We start from the raw sequence: 19,239 nt of genomic DNA on the forward strand, positions 1-19,239 counted from the left end.
ATGGGCCGTCGGCAAAGCCGGTCAGTCCAATCTGTGGTCACAGTCAGACGAGTGCACCATCCCCAGGCGGGATGCAGCTGGTCGCGCGATGTCTCGGTTTATTGGAGATTTTGGAGCGGGTGAAGGGAATCGAACCCTCGTCGTAAGCTTGGGAAGCTTCTGCTCTACCATTGAGCTACACCCGCATTGCCGGGATCAATGCGCGAAAAGTTTGGGGGCGTCAAGATGTCTGCGATGGTGGACGCGATGATGCCCGCATGGGACGGTGGAGAGGCCGGATCGAGCGGGGAGGGGACGCGCCCGGCTCGGCTCGACGCGCCCGATCAGGGTCTGCGGGGCGCAAGATCCCCGCAGAATATGCTCGAAGAAATGCTCAGCCCTCGAACGGCTTGAAGTGCTTGGACAGCTTGAGCGTCTGGGCCTGGTAGTTGGAGCCGAGCGCGGTGCCGTAGAGCCGGTCGGGGGCTTCGGCGAGCTCTTCATAGACCAGCCGGCCGATGGTCTGGCCGTGGCCGAGCAGGAACGGCACTTCGCGGCTGCGCACTTCGAGCACGGCGCGGCTGCCGGTGCCGCCGGCCTCCGAGTGGCCGAAGCCGGGATCGAAAAAGCCCGCATAGTGGACGCGGAATTCACCCACCAGCGGATCGAATGGCACCATTTCAGCCGCGTGGGTCGGGGGCACATGCACGGCTTCGAGGCTGACGAGAATGTAGAATTCATCCGGGTCGAGGATCAGCTCGGCGCGGTCACGGCTATAGATCGGCTCCCAGAAATCGAGCACGTCGAGCGCGCCCTTCTTGTCGACATCGACCACGGCGGTGTGACGTTTGGAGCGGAAGCCGACAAGCCCGTTGCGGCCTTCGCCGCGCAAATCGATGGAGAGCGCAACGCCTTCGCCGACCGGCTGTTGGCCGTCGACGACGAGGGTCTGGCTCTGGTGGAGGGCAAGGTGCTCGGCGGCGTTGAGGCGGCTGTCCCCCGAGCGGAACCGCATCTGGCTGAGGCGCGAGCCCGTGCGCACCAGGATCGGGAAGGTGCGGGGGCTGACTTCGAGATAGAGCGGGCCTTCGTAGCCGGCCGGCATCTGGTCAAAGCCCCGCGCCCGGTCACCGATAACGCGGGTGAAGACGTCCAGGCGCCCGGTCGAGCTTTTCGGATTGGCCGAGGCGCTGACATCGGCGGGGAGTTTGAGGCTTTCCTGCAGCGGCACGAGATAGACACAGCCGCGCTCGAGCACCGCGCCCTGGCTGAGGTCGATTTCGTGGAGTTTCAGCGCTTCGATGCGTTCGGCCACCGAATGGGAGGGACCGGGCAGAAAGCTCGAGCGCACGCGAAAGGCTTTTGCGCCGAGGCGCAGATCGAGGCTGGCCGGCTGGACCTGGTCGACATCGAATGGCGTCGTCGAGACGATCGCCGCTTCCTTATGGAGCTTTTCGATCAGTCGCGCCGGGAAAACGCCCTTGGGCCAAAGCTCGGTCATGGTGCCCCATCAATCCGGTACAAAAATGCTTGCACTCCCCTAGCAAAGGCAAGCGCATTGCGCCACCGTCATTGACGCGCCCCGGCAATTGCCGTTAAATCGCGCCCCATAGTGGTGATTTGGCCGGTCGCTTGCAGCCACTCAAAACAAATAGCTAAAGACCGTCGAACCGGCCGCCCTTGCGCGCCGGTTTTTTTGTTGAAAGCGACGCGCGATGACCAAAGCCCACAACCCGCTCCTTGACCCCAAGCGCCGCGCGGCGGCGACACAAATGGTCCATGGCGGGGGCAAGCGAACCGCCTTCAACGAGACCAGCGAGGCGCTTTTCCTCAATTCGGGATATTCCTATCCGTCCTCCGAGCATGCCGAGCTGCTGTTCCAGAACAAGATCGAGGGCGCGCACAATTACTCGCGCTTTGCCAACCCGACCATGGATATGTTCCAGGACCGGATGGCGCTGCTCGAAGGGGCTGAAGCGGCCCGCGCCTTTGCCACCGGCATGGCTGCGGTGACCAATGCGATCATGAGCCAGGTGCGCGCCGGCGACCATATCGTGGCCGCGCAGGCCCTGTTCGGCGGCTGCCGCTATGTGGTGGAAGATTACGCGCCGCGCTTTGGCGTAGAATCCACCCTGGTCGACGGGCGCGATCCCGAGAATTTCGCCCGCGCCATGCGCCCCAATACCAAGGTCGTGTTCCTCGAAACCCCGACCAATCCGACGCTGGAGCTGGTCGACATCGCGGCGGTGGCGGAAATCGCCCATGCCCACGGCGCCAAGCTGATCGTGGACAATGTGTTTTCGACCGCGCTCTGGCAGAAGCCGCTCGAGCTGGGGGCCGATCTCGTCACCTATTCGGCCACCAAGCATATTGACGGGCAGGGCCGGGTGCTGGGCGGCGTCGTGCTGGGGTCGAAGGCGCTCATTGAAGGGGAGGTGCACACTTTCCTGCGCCAGACCGGGGCAACGCTCTCACCCTTCAATGCCTGGGTGCTGCTCAAGGGGCTCGAAACCTATGCGCTGCGCGTCCAGCACATGACGGACAGCGCCGAAAAGATCGCCAATGCCCTGGCCGGTCATCCCAAGATCGCCCGCGTGGTCTATCCGCACCACGAGAGCCATCCGCAATACGAATTGGCCAAGCGGCAGATGAAGCGCGGCTCGACGCTGATGGCGATCGATCTCAAGGGCGGTCAGGAGGCGGCGTTCACGCTGTCCGACAGCCTTGCCGTGGTGCTGATCTCCAACAATCTGGGCGATTCGAAATCGCTGATCACCCATCCGCGCACCACCACCCATGCGCGCCTCACCGAAGAGGTGCGCCTCGAAACCGGCGTCACCCCGGGGCTCTTGCGCCTGTCGGTCGGGTTGGAAGACGCCGACGATCTGATTGCCGATCTGATGTACGGGCTGGATCAGGTGTGATGACGGGGGTGGTGGTTCCTGCCTGCCATGCCCCCCCTCCCAACCTCCCCCGCCAGGGGGGAGGAGCCGCATCGCGTCTTTGGCGGGCTATTGCCGCGCGCACGGGCCTCGCTCCCTCCCCCTCGCGGGGAGGGATGGGGTGGGGGGATGTTCGGCGCGGCGCAGTGGGATTTGCGGTCATTGCCTCCATCCTCCTCTCCCTCTCCCTCTCCCTCTCCCTCGCCCCCGCCCATGCGCAAAACCTGCCCTATCACGCCGACCCGGACGCACGCGAAATCCTGCCGGTGCAGGGTTCGGTGCCCGCGATCCGCTTTCTCACCACGGCCGATTTCCCGCCCTTCAATTTTCGCGATGAGACCGGGGAGCTGATCGGGTTCAATGTCGATCTGGCGCGCCGCATCTGCGCCGAGGTCAATGTCGCCTGCACGCTCCAGGCCTGGCCCTGGGACCAGGCGGCCAATGCCCTGGCCGATAGCCAGGGCGACGCGCTGATTGCCGGGCTCGCCATCACCCCGGAAAATGGCGAGCGTTTCGATTTTTCATCGACCTATCTGGCCCTGCCCGGGCGCTTCGTCACCCGCGCCGATGCGGTGTCCGGTTTCTCGCCCGAGGCGCTGGGCGGCAAGAGCGTGTCCGTGCGCGTTGCGAGCGCCCATGCCCAGTTCATGGCGCGCTACCTGCCGGAAGTCGATGTGCGGCCGTTCCCCACCGAGATCGAAGCGCTCGACGCGGTGCGCACCGGCGCTGTCGACGCCTATTTCGGCGATGGCATGCGCGCGGCGTTCTGGCTCAACGAAAATCTGGCCTGTTGCAGCTTTGCCGGCGACGCCTATTTCCGGCCCGCCCTTTTCGGCGATGGCCTCACCATCGCCGTCCCTGCCGGGCAGGACGCGGTGCGCCATGCCATCGATTGGGCGCTGGTGCGGCTCAAGACCAATGGCACGCTGGACGAGCTTTACCTGCGCTGGTTCCCTGTCGGGTTCTACTAGAGCGTTTCAGCGAAACCGGGATCCGCTCTAAGCGGGAACGCGGCGGTGCCTAGCGCGGGCGGCCACTTCGATGGCAGCGGTGGTCAACCGGTCGAGGTTCAGCCCGTCGCGCAGCATTTCGAGAAAGCGCAGTTCTTCCTGCTCGAGCCGCAGATCGACCGCCGTCACCTCCACCGCCAGCGCATAGGCGGTGTCATGCAGCTTGTCCGGCAGGGCGGCAATGGCCGCGTCGAGCACGCCGTCCAGCCCGTGATCCCCGTTCAGCCGATCGGCACAATCATTGGCCACAGTGCCGAGGCGGTTCCGGTCGAACCCTTCGAACACCGGCAGCCGGTCGATCAGCGCCTTGATGCGCACCAGCTCGCTCTCGGTCATGGTGCTGTCGGAGGAGGCGGCGACGATCATCAAATCGATCAGGGCGTCGTGGATCTGGGCGGTCATGGCAGTTTCCAGCTGTAGAACTCGACAATAGCTAGGCTGCCCGCTTGCGTGGCGCAACCACCTGCGTCATTGACGCGGGCCGACGGGAATGTAACACACCAGACCTTGCTTTCTTCCGCCCTCCAGAAAGGCTGTCAGCCCGTGTCGTCTGCCGCTTTGCCCGCCCTCGATCCCTCATTCTTTGAGCCCGCGCAGAATGCCCGCGCCTGGCCATTCGAAGAAGCGCGCAAGATCGTCAAACGGCTCGAAAAGTCGGGCAAGGGCGAAGCCCTGTTCGAGACCGGCTATGGCCCCTCGGGCCTGCCCCATATCGGCACGTTCGGCGAAGTGGCCCGCACCACCATGGTGCGCACGGCTTTCCGCCTTTTGACGCGCGACCAGATCCCGACCCGGCTCCTCTGCTTTTCGGACGATCTCGACGGCATGCGCAAGATCCCGGACACCGTCCCCTCCAAGGAGGCGATGGAGCCGCATCTGCAAAAGCCGCTGACCTCGGTGCCGGATCCGTGGACCAATGAATATGAGAGCTTTGGCCACCACAACAACGCCATGCTCCGTCGCTTCCTCGACACCTTCAATTTCGACTACGAATTCGCCAGCGCCACCGATTATTATCGCTCCGGCAAGTTCGACACCGTGCTGCTGCGCGCTGCCGAACGTTATCAGGACATCATGGATGTGATGCTGCCCAGCCTCGGCGCCGAGCGGCAGGCGACCTATTCGCCCTTCCTGCCGATCTCGCCGATTTCGGGCCGCGTGCTCTATGTGCCGATGAAGGAAGTCGACGCCAAGGACGGCACGATCACCTTCACCGACGAAGACGGGCGCGACACCACCGTTCCGGTCACCGGCGGCCATGTGAAGCTGCAGTGGAAGCCCGATTTCGGCATGCGCTGGGCTGCCCTCGGCGTCGATTTCGAGATGTTCGGCAAGGACCACCAGACCAACCAGCACATCTACGACAAGATCTGCGCGATCCTCGGCGGCACCCCGCCCGAGCATTATGTCTATGAGCTGTTCCTCGACGCCGAAGGCCAGAAGATCTCAAAGTCGAAGGGCAATGGCCTGACCATCGACGAATGGCTGACCTATGCGCCGACGGAGAGCCTGGGGCTCTACATGTTCCAGAAGCCGCGCGTCGCCAAGCGCCTGCATTTCGATGTCATCCCGCGCGCCGTCGACGAATATTTCGCCCATGTCGCCGCCTACCAGAAGCAGGATGCGGCCGCACGGCTCGAAAATCCGGCCTTCCATGTCCATTTCGGCGATGTGCCCGCGGTCGACATGCCGGTCACCTTCGGCCTCTTGCTCAACCTCGCCACGGCGTCCAATCCGGAAACGCCCGAGGTTATGTGGGGCTATATCTCGGCCTATGCGCCGGGCGTTTCGGCTGCCACCCATCCGCAGCTCGATGCGCTGGTCGGCTACGCGATGCGCTATTTCCGCGATTTCGTCGAAAAGACCTATCGGGCTCCCGACGCCGAAGAGCGCGCTGCGCTCGAAGCCCTGTCGGAAACCTTCGCCACGTTGCCGGCCGATGCCAGCAACGAAGATATCCAGAACGCTGCGCTCGACGTTGCGCGCACGTTCGAGCGCTACCAGGACCACACCAAGAAGAGCCCCAATGGCGGCCCCGGTGTGTCCGGCGAGTTCTTCCAGATGCTCTACCAGGTGCTGATCGGCCAGGAACGCGGCCCCCGCTTCGGTTCGTTCGCGGCGCTCTACGGCATCGAAAACACCCGCAAGCTTATCGCCCGGGCCCTGGCCGGCGAGCTGCAGGGCTGATTTTTTAGGGTTTGCAGTTTGGGGCCCCGCGGTTCGCGGGGCCCTTTTTGGTTCTTGGGCGATGAGACCCCCACCCAGCCTCCCCCTGAAGTAGGGGGAGGGGCCGGCCGGTGTATGAGGAGAGATAGGAAACCCTCTCTTCTCCTCCCCCTTTTCAGGGGGAAGGCCGGGTGGGGGTGTTTTGCGGCATGATCTCTCTCCTCGCCCCGACAAGTTGCCGTGCCGCACACATCGCAAAAAGATTGCTCGACAATCGCTCAGCCCAGTCTGTGGCGACGGTCTTGTTACTCGCAGGGCTCTGGTGCGTTCTCTACCCAAAGCGCCGCCATGGCGATTATGTCAGGCAAATACGCGGTGCCGTCCGGGGCCGCCAGGCCATGGTCGAGGCCCGGAAACTCCCAATAGGTCAGGGCGCAAGAGCCCCTTTCGGCAAATGCCTCCAGCGCTCGGCGCGAGGCCGAAGGTGGGCTCGACGCGTCGCGCCCACCCTGGATCTGGAGGAATGGCCCCTCGGCCTCCAGCATGTAATCGAGGCTGATTTGACCCAAAATATCCGCCCAGAAGCGATGGGAGGAACCGGCAAAGAGCGTCGTGCCCTCCGGGTCGAGACTGGCCGCGTCAAAGCCCGCCGATACGCTGGCCTTTCCTTCGGGCGGCACTGTTTCGAGCACCAAGTCCCGCAAGCTCATGCCCGTGGCCGATGAGAGGATGATGCTCGCCTGCGGCCCTTCGGTGACAGCCAGCCGCGCGACGGCCAACCCGCCCTCCGAGCCGCCGAACAGAACGAGCCGACGTAAGAGGTCCGGCGCCTCTTGCCGGACATGGGCGATGAGGGCGCGATAATCCGCCACTCTTTGCGAGATCGTGTAGCCGGCGTGAAATTCGGGCGGACAGTCGGTAAAACCTTCGATGATCCCGGCATCCGGCATCACGCCGGATTTTTCCATCATCAGCGCCGCATAATTTGGGAAGGCGGCGCGCACAGTAGCGAGCGAGGGGTTCTTGGCAGTGGGCAAACACCCCGAGCCCTGGGCAATCAGGATCAGCCCTTCAACCGCGCCTTCGGGCCGGTCGAGTGTGTAGTGGATAATCGTGCCATCCGCCCGCGTGAGGGGGGCGGCCGGAATGGCGGATGCGGAAATCAGGGCGAGACCCATCGCGGCGGCGCAAGACAATGTCCGCATATCTTTTCTCCATGGTGCAGTTTTTATTCCGGTGCGGCCGGGGGATCGTCCTCGAAAACGAGGATGTCACCGGGTTGGCAATCGAGATAGCGGCAGATGGCGCCGAGCGTGTCGAACCGCACCCCTTTCACTTTGCCCTGCCGGAGAAGGCTGAGATTGGCTTCGGTGATCCCGATATACTCGGCCAATTCCTTGGACTTCACGTTCCGTCGCGCCAGCATTTCGGACAGATTGACCTTGATGCCCATGTCAGACGAACTGGCTGTTTTCTTCGGCGATCAGGCTGGCCCGCTCCAGCGCCCAGACGAGGGACGCGACGATCCCGGCAAAGAGCGCGAGCAGCAGCATCTCGGCGTCGATCCGCACGATCACCTGCCGGTGGCCGGGCACCGCATTCATCGTCAGCACGAGACCCATCAGCGTGTGGCCGATCAACTGGGCCAGCGCCGCCAGCATTGCCCCGAGGGCAAAGCCGCGGAGGCCCGAAATTCCCTCCGTGGCGAAGGGATGGCCGGAGGCAAAACAGGAAAGGCAGGTCCGAAGCCGCGAGAGGCCCCAGGCGAGCGGGATGACGGTGGAGAGGCCGACGATCGCGGCCATCAGGCGCTGGCCGAGCGAAATGTCGGGCAGGACATCGGCTGTCAGCGCCAAGAGGGCCCGAATGTCCTCCGGCGCGATGGTCAGCCAGTAGAGCACGACTGCCGGCGGCAGGAGCGCTGCAAACGCCACGGCGGTGACGCCAAGGCCGTTGAACAGCAGGATCTGCCGGGGGGTAAAGTCGATTACGCTCGCCGTGCCGAATGCATCAATGGGGGTGGACATGCCGGGGATCTCCGCGCTGAACGATGGAAATATGACATGAGAATTATCGTTTCACAATGATTATTATCGTAAAACAATAATCTGACGGGGCGACGCGCCTACGCCAGCACCTTGCGGAAAAAGACGGCGCGCTGGGTTTCCGCGAACCCCAGCGCATTATGCATCTGATGGCTCCGGATATTGTCGAGCGCGGCATCGGAAGCCAGTTCCGTGCAGCCCCGTTCAATGGTCCAGGCTTCCACTCCGGCAATCAAATCCCGCGCGACGCTGCGACGTCGATACTCCGGATCGACATAGATCCCTTCGAGGAACCCAACAGGCGAGGTCTTGCATCCGTTGACATAGTCATGCCGGATCGCTGCCTCGGCAAAGCCGATGGCTTTGCCGGCCGCATCGCGGGCGAGCAGGTTGAGCAGCTTGTCTGGTTCGGCCAGCGCCGCGATATTTTCAGCTCGATATTCGGCAATGCTTCCCTTGGGCCACAGCTCAAGCCGCAATGCTGCCCATTCGTCGACATCGGCCAATGTGCAGTTGCGGATCGTTGTCACTGGCTGGCCCAGATGATCCGCGCCATCCATTCGACATCGACGAGATCAATGAAGCGGGGTTCATAGGCGGGGTTGAGAGAATGCAGCTCGATCTGCTTGGCGGTCTGGCGCGCGAGGATTTTCGCCATCACTTCGCCATCGCGTGTGCGCACCACGACGCGGTCGCCGCGCCGCACCTGTTCGGTGGGGGAGACGACGATACGGTCGCCCTCGCGATAGAGCGGCTCCATGCTGTCGCCCTGCACTTCGAGCGCATAGATGCCGGGATCGACCGGGGAGGGCAGGGCCACTTCGTCCCAGCCCTGGCCCGCAGGAAAGCCCGCGCTGTCGAAAAAACCACCTGCGCCGGCCTGGGCAAGTCCCAGCAAAGGCACGATCGACATGCGCGGCGGCTCGGACAGGCCGTGGTCCGGCATGAAGGCACCGCTGCCGGTCAGAAAACTGTCCAATGTCTCGCCGGTCGCCTCCAGGATCTTGGAAATGCTCTCGGTCGATGGCCAGCGCTCCCGACCGTCCTTGTTGACCCGCTTGGAGATGTTGAAAGCCGTCGCGTCGAGACCGGCCAGCTTGGCAAGCGCCGACACCGACACGCCATGTCGGCGGGCCAGGGCGTCAATGCCATCCCAAATTGACCGATGTGAGAGCATGCGTGGCGGCGTCCCGAGGAAATTTGTCTTGATGTATGGAATGCAGTCCTATTTTACGACTGGGTGGAGCGCGTGTAAAGAGTGCCTCAGGCGCTTGCGGCGCCGGTCCGGCAAGACTAGGTTCCCGCCCATGTCGACAGCATCCGCCACACCTGAATTCATCTACAAGATCGCCACCGCATCGGCCTATGCCCCGGCGCGCCTCGTCGGGCATTTCGAGGGCATGCCCATCGATGCCGAGGATGGCTACATGCATTTTTCGACCGCCTACCAGCTGGCCGAAACCCTGCGGCTGCATTTTGCCGGACAGTCCGACCTGGTGCTGCTCGCCGTGCGGACCGATGATCTGGGCAGCGATATCGTCTGGGAGCCCTCGCGCGGGGGCGAACTGTTCCCCCATTATTATGGCGGCCCGCTCGCCCTTGCCTCCATCGTCTGGGAGGCGCCGATATCGGTCGCTGCCGACGGGTCCTGCCAATTGCCCGGAGATGTCAAATGATCCTGTCCGCCTTTTCCCCGCTGCTGCGCCTGCCGGGCCTTGCCAATCTCACGCGCGATTCCCTTTTGCGCATGGATGCCGAAACCGCCCATGGCGCCACCATCACCGCGCTGCGCCTGGGCCTTGCGCCCCAGCAGGAGGGCATGGATGCGCCCGAGCTCGCGACCAATCTGGCCGGGCTCAGCCTCACCAATCCGGTGGGCATGGCCGCCGGCTTCGACAAGAATGCCGAAGTGCCCCGCCAGCTGGCCCTGATGGGTTTTGGCATGGTCGAGATCGGCACCGTCACCCCGCGCCCGCAGGCGGGCAATGCCAAGCCGCGTCTCTTCCGCATCGCCGCGGCCGATGGCGTGGTCAATCGCATGGGCTTTAACAATGAGGGCCACGAGGCCGCGTTCGAGCGCCTCAAGGGCCTGCGCGTGCCCGCGGCGCTGGGCGTCAATATCGGGGCCAACAAGGACAGCGAGGATTTCGTCGCCGATTACGTCGCCGGCGTCACCCGCTTTGCCGATCTGGCCGATTACCTCACCGTCAATATTTCCTCGCCCAATACGCCGGGCCTGCGCAATCTGCAGGCCGATGAGGCGCTGCGGCGCCTGCTCGGCGACGTGCTGGTGGCCCGCGCCAAGGCGAAAACGCGCGTTCCGGTGTTCCTCAAGATCGCGCCCGATCTCGACGAGGCCGGGCTCGACACCATTGCGCGGGTCGTGCTCGACACCGATCTCGATGGGCTCATCGTTTCCAACACCACGATCTCGCGCGATGCGGTGGCGGGTCTCGAAAACGCCAACGAAACCGGCGGTCTCTCGGGCAAGCCGCTCTTTGCGCTCTCCACCCAGCGTCTCGCGCAGATGCGCCAGCGCGTCGGCGGCCTGCCGATCATCGGGGTCGGCGGCATCCATTCGCCGCAATCGGCGCTGGCCAAGTACGAGGCGGGCGCCGATGCCATCCAGCTTTATTCGGCGCTGGTCTTTGGCGGGCTCGACCTGCTCGACCGCATCAAGAGCGGCCTCGTCAGCGCCATCCGGGCCCAGGGCAAGACCAATATCTCCCAGCTCGTGGGGACGAAGGTCGATGACTGGGCTTCAGGCCGTGCCGAATAGGCAAAATCGCTCCGGTGGAGCGATTTTAGGCCTGAAGGCCATGAGAGCTATGCTCGAATGGCGGGGGACTCCGGGACGAATAGGCCGCCTTTCGCCTGGGCTTCAGGCCGGGGCGAATAGGCTCGCCTTCTTGCGCTCCAGCGCCCACCAATAGATCAGCCCGCGCGCGATGAACCACAAATGCATCGCGCCCCAGAGGCCCCAATTGCCGAGCATGGGCTGTAGGAGCAGCGCGGCCGTCAGGAACACGCCGAGCGAAACGATCATGCCATTGCGCATGATGACGTTCTGCGTCGTGCCGATGAGAATGCCGTCATAGACAAAGGCCGGCATGAAGACGAGCGTACAGGCCGCCGCGATGGGCAGATAGGTCAGCGCATAGTCCTGCACTTCGGCATTGGTGGTCATGAAGCCGATCACAAAGGGCCCGCCGAGATACCAGACGAGCCCGAGGCTCACCGCAATGACGAGGCCCCAGAGCATGGAGAGCCCATAGGCGCGCTCGAAGGCCGGCCGCCAATTGGCGCCGACGGCCTTGCCGGTCAATTGCTCGGCCGCCTGGGCGATCCCGTCGAGAAAGAAGGCCACCACCATAAGCAGGTTCAGCAGCACCGCGTTCGCCGCCAGCGGCACCTCGCCCATGCGCGAGCCCTGCGCGGCAAACCAGGCATAGGCGCCCATCAGCGCCAGCGAGCGGATCATGATATCGCGGCTGAGCCCGAACATGCGGGTCACGGCCGTGGCATCGCCCAGTTCGCCCGGCTTGATCCGCGCCAGCAGCGATTTCAGCCCGCCATAGTGTCGCGCGAGGAGGAACAGCCCGACAATGGCCGCCATGCCCTGGGCGATGACGGTGCCGAAGGCCGCGCCGGGCACGCCCCAGCCCAGACCATGCACGAACCAGACCGACAGGGTGATATCGATCAGGTGCAGCAGAAGCTGCAGCATCATGCCGGTCTTGGCCGAGGCCCGTCCATAGAACCAGCCGAGCAGCGAATAATTGATCAGCGCAAAGGGTGCCGCCCAGATGCGCCAGTGGAGATAATCGCCCAGCGCCGCCTCGACCCCGGCATCGGGCGCGAGGAATTTGACCGCGAGCCAGAGAATGGGCGCGGCCAGCACGATCATCAGCGCACCGATGACGACGCCAATCACGAGGGCCCGGCTGACATGGAGCAATCCGTCGCGCGGGTCTTTTGCGCCGATCGACTGGGCCACCAGCCCCGCCGTGCCGATGCGCAGGAAATAGGCCATCGAAAACAGCACATCGAAGACCAGCGCGCCGAGCACCAGCCCACCCAGCAGCGCCGCCTCGCCCAGCCGGCCGATCACGGCGATATCGACAAGGCCGACCATCGGCTCGGTGATGAAGGCAATCGAAGCGGGCAGGGCGATCTTCCACACATCGGCGGATCGCACCTGAAACGGATGCTGGGGGCGGGTATTCATGAAAGGACTCGAGGCGGGCGGAACGCCCTTATAGCAAGGGTTTTTCCGGTTCGGCTAGGGACGGTCCTCGGTCCCTATGCACCAAAAGACCCCCCTCCCCAGCCCTCCCCTCAAGGGGGAGGGTGTCTGCCGGTGGGTGGGGATGCCGCTTCGCCCATTTTCGGCATTGGCACAAAGCTGCCACACACACTATGCCACCCTCCCCTTGAAGGGAGGGCAAGCAGAGCTTGGCCGAAGGCCTAGCGGCGCTCGGGAGGGGAATTCTGTTTAGATCTCCACCACCATCTCGAAAATCACATCGGCCCGATCTTTCGAACCATCCACCAGATCGTAATTGGGCAAATCATTGCGGGCGATATGGGCGCGGTTGCGCTCCTCGGAAAACAGTCCCTCTTCCCCATGCCGCCTCAGCAGTCGCCTCTCGATGACATTGCGCGGCACATCCAGGAACACCGCATAATCGAGCAGGGCCTTCACCCCCGCCCAGGGGCCCTCCGTCAGCAGCAGATAATTGCCCTCGACGACAAGAACCCTGGCCTCGGGCTGGATTGTGAAGGCGTTTTCCACCACGTCTTCGATCTTTCGGGAATATCCCGGCCCGCTCACCGGCCCGGTCGCGTGCTTGAGATGGTGCAGAAAACTCACAAAGGCCGCGCCCTCGAATGTGTGCGGGGCGCCCTTGTAGTCGGCCTGGCCCATGGCCTCGATTTTGGCGTGCTTCATGTGGAAGCCGTCCATGGGCACCAGGGCGGCGCTGCCGGGCTTGACGGCGTTGAGCATGGTCACGAGTTCGGCCGCCAGCGTCGACTTGCCCGAGCCGGGACCTCCGGCAAGGCCGATGGCGATCCGCTGCCCGTTCGCCGCGCTTTCCATTTCAAGACTATGCGGCACCAGTCGCGCCAATGCTTCCTGGGGCGTCAGCGCGATGATCTCCGCCATTATCGCCTCCGGCTCAGCCGCATCAGGAGCCAGATCGGCACGACAAGGGCAGCGCCGGCCAGCACATAGGCGCCCATCTGGCGGAAAATTCCGGCGCCATCGCGGAAGGCATCGCGCACCAGGTCGACGGCGCCATTGACCAGATCGAGGGCATTGAAGCCGAAGACCGACATGACGAAGCCGACGAACAGCGAGACGAGGGCGAGCTTGACCACCACCCAGACCGGCCTGCCGCCCATTAGTTTTTCGAGCGGGGAACGCTCTTCGGGCCTGTAGTCTTCTGTCATCACGCCGCTCCGTTTGGCAGGGTCCGGCCCATCATATAGGCTGTTTGAGACTTTTCGTTAGGTGCTCTGTGTCAGTTTTCCGTGCAGGCTCATTCCTCCATGCTCAATCCCTCCCCAAAAGGGGGAGAGAGGCTGAGCAGGACTTGCCGAGGAACAGTTCATTTTCACCTAGTCATCCCCGCGAAAGCGGGGACCTCCGTTCAACAGGGGTTCCCGCTTGCGCGGGAATGACACGGCGAACCTCTCGGGGGCTTGGGACTGGTGGCCAGAGCCCCCCACCCAACCTCCCCCTCCCAGGGGGAGGCTAGGTGGGGGTGAGCTTGAGCACCGCACTCCCGCCCGTCATCTCGTCCTGGTTCGCCTCGCGCGGCTGGGCGCCGCGCCAGCACCAGCTCGATGTGCTTGCCTCCTATGCGGATGGGGCGAGCCAGCTGCTGATCGCCCCCACCGGCGCGGGCAAGACGCTGGCGGGGTTTCTCCCTACGCTGACCGATCTCGTCGACGGCAAGTTCGATGGCCTCCACACGCTTTATCTCTCGCCCTTGAAAGCCCTCGCGGTGGACGTCGAGCGCAATCTTTCCACCCCCATTGCCGAAATGGGCCTGCCCATCCGCGTTGAGGCCCGCACCGGCGATACCCCGGCATCCAAGCGCGCCCGCCAGCGCACCCGTCCGCCGCATGTGCTCTTGACCACGCCCGAGCAATTGGCCCTGCTCATTTCTCACCCCCGGGCAGAGCTGATGTTTTCCTCGCTCCGCCGGGTGGTGCTGGACGAGCTCCATTCCCTCGTCGCCTCCAAGCGCGGCGATCTCCTGGCGCTCGGCCTTGCCCGGCTGGCGCGCATGGCGCCCGATCTGCGCATCACCGCGCTCTCGGCCACCATCGCCCAGCCCGAAATCCTCCGCGACTGGATCGCCGAGCCGCTGCCGCAGCGCCGCACCGATCTCCTGCACATGGTCGGCGGCGCGCGCCCCGAGCTCGCTATTCTTCAAACCGAAGAGCGCCTGCCCTGGGCCGGCCATTCAGCCATCTATGCCCATCATGAGCTCTACGAGATCATCAAGCAGCACAAGACGACGCTGCTCTTCGTCAACACCCGCTCCCAGGCCGAAATGCTGTTCCAGGGGCTCTGGAATATCAATGACGAATTGCTGCCCATTGCGCTGCACCACGGCTCGCTCTCGGTGGAGCAGCGCCGCAAGGTCGAGGCGGCCATGGCCTCGGGCGATCTGAAAGCTGTTGTCTGCACCTCGACGCTGGATCTCGGCATCGACTGGGGCGATGTCGATCTCGTCGTCCAGGTGGGCGCTCCAAAGGGCTCCTCGCGCATGCTGCAGCGCATCGGCCGCGCCAATCATCGGCTCGATGACCCCTCAAAAGCCCTGCTCGTGCCCTCCAACCGGTTCGAAGTGCTCGAATGCGAGGCCGCCGTCGAGGCCGTGGCCGAGGGGCATCAGGATAGCGAAGACCCACTCCCCGGCGGCTATGACGTGCTTGCCCAGCATGTGCTGGGCATGGCCTGCGCCGAGCCCTTCCATGCAGACGATCTCTATGCCGAGGTGATCCGCTCCTGGCCTTATCGCGATCTGCCCCGGGCAAAATTCGACCGCATCCTCGATTTCGTCGCCACCGGCGGCTATGCCCTGCGCGCCTATGAGCGCTATGCCCGGCTCCGTCAGACCGAAGACGGTTTGTGGCGCATCGCCAATCCGCAGGTGGCCCAGCAATACCGGCTCAATATCGGCACCATCGTCGAAGAGCCCATGGTGCGGGTGCGCCTCGTGCGGGGCAGGGGGCAGAAGCAGGGCCGCACCACTGGCCCCATCGGCGCGGGCGGCCGGGTCCTGGGCGAAATGGAGGAATATTTCTTCGGCACGCTCACCCTGGGCGACACATTTGTCTTTGGCGGGGAAATCGTCGCCTTCGAGGGCATGAAGGACAATGAGGCCTTCGTCTCCCGCGCCTTCGCCAAGGACCCGAAAATTCCCTCCTATATGGGCGGGCGTTTCCCGCTCTCGACCTATCTGGCCGAGCGTGTCCGCCGCATCATGGACAGCCCCGACGATTGGCACAAACTGCCCGACCAGGTCGCCGATTGGCTGCGCCTGCAGCGCGATTTTTCCGTCCTGCCGCGCCGCGACAGCCTGCTGGTCGAAACCTTTGCGCGCGGCAGCAATCATTTCCTCGTCTGCTACCCGTTCGAGGGGCGGCTCGCCCACCAGACGCTGGGCATGCTGCTCACCCGAAGGCTCGAGCGCATGCGTGCGCGTCCGCTCGGCTTTGTCGCCTCCGAATATGCGCTGGCCATCTGGGGGCTGGGCGATCTCTCGGCCCTCATCCGCACCGACCGGCTCTCGCTCGACGAACTTTTCGACGAGGATATGCTGGGCGATGACCTTGAATCCTGGCTCGATGAATCGGCCCTGATGAAGCGCACCTTCCGCAATTGCGCGATCATCGCCGGCCTCATCGAGCGCCGTCACCCCGGCAAGGAAAAGACCGGGCGCCAGATCACCATGAGCTCGGACCTCATCTACGACGTGCTCTACCAGCATGAGCCCGACCACATTCTCATCGAGGCCACAAGACGCGATGCCGCGCGCGGCCTGCTCGACATCGAGCGCCTTGGCCAGATGCTCGCCCGGGTCCGCACCCACATTGTCCACAAGCCCCTCGAACGCGTCTCTCCCCTCGCCGTGCCCATCCTCCTCGACATCGGCAAGGAGCCGATCTTCGGCGAAGCCCGCGAGAGTGCCATGGCCGAAGCCGCCGACGAACTGCTGCGCGAATCCATGGGCGAAGTCTTTTAGGGTTTTGGGGTTTTTGGTCTTTTGGCACTGGCTAAGCCTGCGCACCGCGTTTCCCTCGGGCTCGACCCGAGGGCCATTCGGGGAGCCTCGATTCCTGCAATGTGCGCGCGGATAGTGGCCCTCGGGTCAGGCCCGAGGGAAGCCGCCGAGGAGGACCTTCACCCCACCCGGCCTCCCCATGAAGAAGGAGGAGAGTATTGGGCTCCCAATCTCTCCGCCGCACCGCACGGTCCCTCCCCCTGCTTCAGGGGGAGACTAGGTGGGGGCGTCCCGCGACCATTGGAACACTTCGGGAACATTTCCGAATCTGCTAGAAGGCGGCAAACGCTCCATTGCGGGCAGACAGATGCGCGGGCGAAATTGAACTATTCGTTTTCACGAGCCGAGATCACGGAGACACAGATCTTGCGCTTTGCCGGTCACAATTTCGAACCACTCCCCTCTGGCGGGCTCTATTGGCATGCGCGCGAAACGCTGCTGGTGGCCGATCTCCATTTCGAAAAAATGGCCAGCTTCGCCCGCAAGGGGCAGATGCTGCCCCCCTATGATACCGGGCTCACCCTTGCCCGCCTCGAAGCCGATCTCAGCCGCACCCGGGCGAAGCGCCTTGTTTCGCTGGGTGACAGTTTTCACCGGCCAGATGCTAGCATTCTGCTAACCAATTCCGACCGAATGCGACTCGATGCGATTACGAAAATGGTCGATTGCATCTGGCTGTCGGGCAATCACGACCCCGTGCCGCACGCCATTGGCGGCACCTGTCTCTCAGTGCTGGAGCTGGATGGCCTCACCCTCGCGCATGAGCCGCAAAAGGGCGCCAAGGGCTTGATATCAGGGCATCTTCACCCGGCGGCGCGACTGCTCATCAATGGCCGCTCAACGCGAAAACCCTGCTTCGTGCACGATAATCGCCTGATGATCCTGCCCGCCTATGGCGCCTCGACCGGGGCGATCAATATCTTGTCCCCGGCCTTTTCGGGCCTGCTAAACTGGCCCTCGGTGGAAGTGACCATGCTGGGCCGGGATCGCGCCTATCCCGTCTCGCCGCGACGTCTGATCGCGGGATAAGCGGGATAAGTTCGCTCAACTGCTTTCAGCGCCTGAACAAAACGCCGCCGAGCCAGCCGGTGAAGAGGGCGAGGATGACGCAGCAAATGCCGTAGATCAGCGGATATTGAGTGGCCGACTGGGCGAGGAAGCGCTCGAAGCCGATCTTGCGCACGGCAAAGCCTTCGGATTTGCGGGCGATGATCTCGCCATTCCGGAACACATAGGTCTGGGCGATATAGGGCCCGGGCGGGGCGTTGCTGGGCAGGATCAGCTGCGCCGAATAGAAGGTGTCGGAGAGGAAATTGACGCCGTTTTCCTGCACCCCGAACAGGTTTTCCTCGGTCATCAGGCGAATGAGTTCGCGCCCGAACACCAGGGTTTTCCACCAGCCGGCCGGATTGGGCACCATGGCATGGGCCTCGGGCAGGATGAAATTGCTGGTCAGGGTGGTGGCATCGGAAATCTCGCGCAGCCGCCCGCTGGCCAGCACGTGGAAATAGCTGGGAAAGCGCGGGAAGGCCACTTCGTCGGTGTTGAGCCAGATGCCGAAATTATGCGTCATCTGCCGGGCCACCCGGTCCTGGGTGGGGCCGAGAATGACGACGATGACGTGGAACGGCCCCTCGATAAAGCGCTGCCCCGAGCCGGCCTCGGGGGCGATATTGCCGAAAAAGGTCATCCGCTCGCCATCAAAGCTCGAGGTGATCTCGATCGTGTCATTGGACAGGGTCGAGACCAGCCGGGCGTTCTGCGCCGCCGCCGGCGTCAGAAGGGCGAGACAAAAGCCAATGATGACGAGGATTTTGGTCATCGCGCCGCCCCCATGACCGCCATGGAGAAGACATCGGACGGGGTCAGCACCAGCGAGAGACCAAAGCGGATGGCGACGGCCAGGACCAACAGGGCGAGCAGGCCGCGCAGCTGCTCGCCGCGCAGATGTTTACCCGCTGCGGCGCCGAACTGGGCCCCGGCGGTACCGCCCACCATCAGGCAGAAGGCGAGCAGGATATCGACGCTCTGGCTCTGCACGGCGTGCAGGATCGTGGTCGCCGCCATCATCGCCACCACCTGGGCCAGCGAGGTGCCGATCACCACATTGCCGGGCACGCGCAACAGATAGACCAGCGCCGGCACCATGATGAAGCCGCCACCGACGCCGAGCAGCGAGCCGACAAAGCCGATGAAGAGGCCGATGGCGAGGACCGGCAGCACCGAAATATAGAGCCGGCTTTTCTTGAAGCGGACGCGCCAGGGCAGGCCATGGATCCAGCTGTGCTGGTGCGGCATGCGCTCGCGCACGACGATCCCCTGGCGCTGCTTGAGAATGGCGCGCACCGCCTCCTGCAGCATCAGAAGGCCGACAAAACCCAGCAAAATCAAAAAGCCGAGGGCAATGACGAGATCGAGCTGGCCGGCCTGGCGCAGCAGCGAAAAGGCGGCGACGCCGCCAAAGGCCCCCAATATGCCGGAGAGCACGAGATAGAGCGCTAGATGCAGATCGATGCCGCCGCGCCGATAATGGCTGAGCGCCCCCGAGGTCGAGGCGGCCACCACCTGGCCGGTCACCGAGGCCACCGCCACCGAAGTCGGCACGCCCGAAAAGATCAGCAGCGGGGTCAGCAAAAATCCGCCGCCCACCCCGAACAGGCCCGACAAAAACCCCACCGCCCCTCCGATCCCCACGAGAAAGAAGAGGTTCACGGAAAGCTCGGCGATCGGCAGATAGACCTGCAAGACCCTGGGTCCCGTTCAGAAAATGCGTATAGGGCCCTATTCTAGCGGG

The 19,239-nt window shown here is 63.9% G+C and carries 19 protein-coding genes, 1 tRNA gene and 1 riboswitch; of the genes, 7 read left to right on the top strand and 13 right to left on the bottom strand.

Features of this window, described 5'->3' with window-relative positions; genetic code table 11:
* Window positions 1-111: 111 nt before the first annotated feature.
* Both N0P34_RS03290 and N0P34_RS03295 read right to left on the bottom strand, forming a co-directional pair.
* Window positions 112-185 (bottom strand) — tRNA-Gly (locus tag N0P34_RS03290).
* A 188-nt stretch (window positions 186-373) separates the two neighbouring features.
* A complete protein-coding gene (locus N0P34_RS03295) occupies window positions 374-1,480 on the bottom strand; it encodes a 2'-deoxycytidine 5'-triphosphate deaminase (protein ID WP_275605590.1) in 1,107 nt (368 codons plus the stop codon).
* 101 nt (window positions 1,481-1,581) lie between these two features.
* Window positions 1,582-1,657: riboswitch (SAM riboswitch) on the top strand.
* Window positions 1,658-1,694: 37 nt separating this feature from the next.
* Here N0P34_RS03295 and metZ point away from each other — a divergent pair.
* Window positions 1,695-2,903, top strand: coding sequence for an O-succinylhomoserine sulfhydrylase (gene metZ / locus N0P34_RS03300; protein WP_275605591.1), 1,209 nt, complete (start codon window positions 1,695-1,697; stop codon window positions 2,901-2,903).
* Between the two features lie 164 nt (window positions 2,904-3,067).
* The gene (locus tag N0P34_RS03305) at window positions 3,068-3,892 is read left to right on the top strand and encodes a transporter substrate-binding domain-containing protein (protein WP_275605592.1); all 825 of its coding nucleotides are present in this window, start codon (window positions 3,068-3,070) and stop codon (window positions 3,890-3,892) included.
* 27 nt (window positions 3,893-3,919) lie between these two features.
* Here N0P34_RS03305 and N0P34_RS03310 read toward each other — a convergent pair whose 3' ends face one another.
* Window positions 3,920-4,333 carry a tellurite resistance TerB family protein gene (locus N0P34_RS03310; protein WP_275605593.1) on the bottom strand — a complete coding sequence of 138 codons (414 nt, stop codon included), beginning with the start codon at window positions 4,331-4,333 and terminating at the stop codon, window positions 3,920-3,922.
* 141 nt (window positions 4,334-4,474) lie between these two features.
* Between N0P34_RS03310 and N0P34_RS03315 the strand changes: the two genes are divergently transcribed.
* Entirely contained in the window at window positions 4,475-6,118 is a 1,644-nt protein-coding gene (locus N0P34_RS03315; protein ID WP_275605594.1) for a lysine--tRNA ligase, read from the top strand.
* Window positions 6,119-6,402: 284 nt separating this feature from the next.
* On the opposite strand, the gene N0P34_RS03320 is transcribed toward N0P34_RS03315, so the two are convergent.
* From N0P34_RS03320 to N0P34_RS03340, 5 genes are all read right to left on the bottom strand, one after another.
* Window positions 6,403-7,302 (bottom strand): hypothetical protein, encoded by a 900-nt coding sequence (locus N0P34_RS03320; RefSeq protein WP_275605595.1) that lies wholly within the window; start codon window positions 7,300-7,302, stop codon window positions 6,403-6,405.
* A gap of 23 nt (window positions 7,303-7,325) precedes the next feature.
* Complete coding sequence (locus N0P34_RS03325) at window positions 7,326-7,550, bottom strand: helix-turn-helix transcriptional regulator (RefSeq protein ID WP_275605596.1); 225 nt, start codon at window positions 7,548-7,550, stop codon at window positions 7,326-7,328.
* Between the two features lies 1 nt (window position 7,551).
* Entirely contained in the window at window positions 7,552-8,124 is a 573-nt protein-coding gene (locus tag N0P34_RS03330) for a hypothetical protein (RefSeq protein ID WP_275605597.1), read from the bottom strand.
* A gap of 98 nt (window positions 8,125-8,222) precedes the next feature.
* Window positions 8,223-8,702 carry an aminoglycoside 6'-N-acetyltransferase gene (gene aac(6') / locus N0P34_RS03335; protein WP_275605598.1) on the bottom strand — a complete coding sequence of 160 codons (480 nt, stop codon included), beginning with the start codon at window positions 8,700-8,702 and terminating at the stop codon, window positions 8,223-8,225.
* Window positions 8,669-9,319: a helix-turn-helix transcriptional regulator gene (locus tag N0P34_RS03340; protein ID WP_275605599.1), complete on the bottom strand. Its 651-nt coding sequence runs from the start codon at window positions 9,317-9,319 to the stop codon at window positions 8,669-8,671. The genes aac(6') and N0P34_RS03340 overlap by 34 nt, the downstream gene beginning before the upstream one ends.
* 130 nt (window positions 9,320-9,449) lie before the next feature.
* On the opposite strand from N0P34_RS03340, the gene N0P34_RS03345 reads away from it, so the two are divergent.
* Both N0P34_RS03345 and N0P34_RS03350 read left to right on the top strand, forming a co-directional pair.
* Window positions 9,450-9,818: a DUF952 domain-containing protein gene (locus tag N0P34_RS03345; RefSeq protein WP_275605600.1), complete on the top strand. Its 369-nt coding sequence runs from the start codon at window positions 9,450-9,452 to the stop codon at window positions 9,816-9,818.
* Complete coding sequence (locus tag N0P34_RS03350) at window positions 9,815-10,921, top strand: quinone-dependent dihydroorotate dehydrogenase (RefSeq protein ID WP_275605601.1); 1,107 nt, start codon at window positions 9,815-9,817, stop codon at window positions 10,919-10,921. Before N0P34_RS03345 ends, N0P34_RS03350 begins: the two co-directional genes overlap by 4 nt.
* Window positions 10,922-11,023: 102 nt before the next feature.
* Here N0P34_RS03350 and N0P34_RS03355 read toward each other — a convergent pair whose 3' ends face one another.
* The 3 genes from N0P34_RS03355 to N0P34_RS03365 form a co-directional block, all read right to left on the bottom strand.
* Window positions 11,024-12,370, bottom strand: a complete 1,347-nt coding sequence (locus tag N0P34_RS03355; RefSeq protein ID WP_275605602.1) for an MATE family efflux transporter — start codon at window positions 12,368-12,370, stop codon at window positions 11,024-11,026.
* A gap of 267 nt (window positions 12,371-12,637) precedes the next feature.
* Window positions 12,638-13,309 carry a nucleoside/nucleotide kinase family protein gene (locus N0P34_RS03360; RefSeq protein ID WP_275605603.1) on the bottom strand — a complete coding sequence of 224 codons (672 nt, stop codon included), beginning with the start codon at window positions 13,307-13,309 and terminating at the stop codon, window positions 12,638-12,640.
* Window positions 13,309-13,596, bottom strand: coding sequence for a DUF6460 domain-containing protein (locus N0P34_RS03365; RefSeq protein WP_275605604.1), 288 nt, complete (start codon window positions 13,594-13,596; stop codon window positions 13,309-13,311). Before N0P34_RS03365 ends, N0P34_RS03360 begins: the two co-directional genes overlap by 1 nt.
* A gap of 320 nt (window positions 13,597-13,916) precedes the next feature.
* Between N0P34_RS03365 and N0P34_RS03370 the strand changes: the two genes are divergently transcribed.
* Both N0P34_RS03370 and pdeM read left to right on the top strand, forming a co-directional pair.
* Window positions 13,917-16,406, top strand: a complete 2,490-nt coding sequence (locus N0P34_RS03370; RefSeq protein ID WP_275605605.1) for a ligase-associated DNA damage response DEXH box helicase — start codon at window positions 13,917-13,919, stop codon at window positions 16,404-16,406.
* A gap of 405 nt (window positions 16,407-16,811) precedes the next feature.
* Window positions 16,812-17,474 (top strand): ligase-associated DNA damage response endonuclease PdeM, encoded by a 663-nt coding sequence (gene pdeM, locus N0P34_RS03375; RefSeq protein WP_275605606.1) that lies wholly within the window; start codon window positions 16,812-16,814, stop codon window positions 17,472-17,474.
* Window positions 17,475-17,499: 25 nt separating this feature from the next.
* On the opposite strand, the gene N0P34_RS03380 is transcribed toward pdeM, so the two are convergent.
* On the bottom strand, window positions 17,500-18,267 hold the full coding sequence (locus N0P34_RS03380; RefSeq protein WP_275605607.1) for a TIGR02186 family protein: 768 nt from the start codon (window positions 18,265-18,267) through the stop codon (window positions 17,500-17,502).
* Entirely contained in the window at window positions 18,264-19,190 is a 927-nt protein-coding gene (locus tag N0P34_RS03385) for a sulfite exporter TauE/SafE family protein (RefSeq protein WP_275605608.1), read from the bottom strand. Before N0P34_RS03385 ends, N0P34_RS03380 begins: the two co-directional genes overlap by 4 nt.
* Window positions 19,191-19,239 lie beyond the last annotated feature (49 nt).

Source organism: Devosia sp. FJ2-5-3, from assembly GCF_029201545.1.
GTDB lineage: Bacteria > Pseudomonadota > Alphaproteobacteria > Rhizobiales > Devosiaceae > Devosia.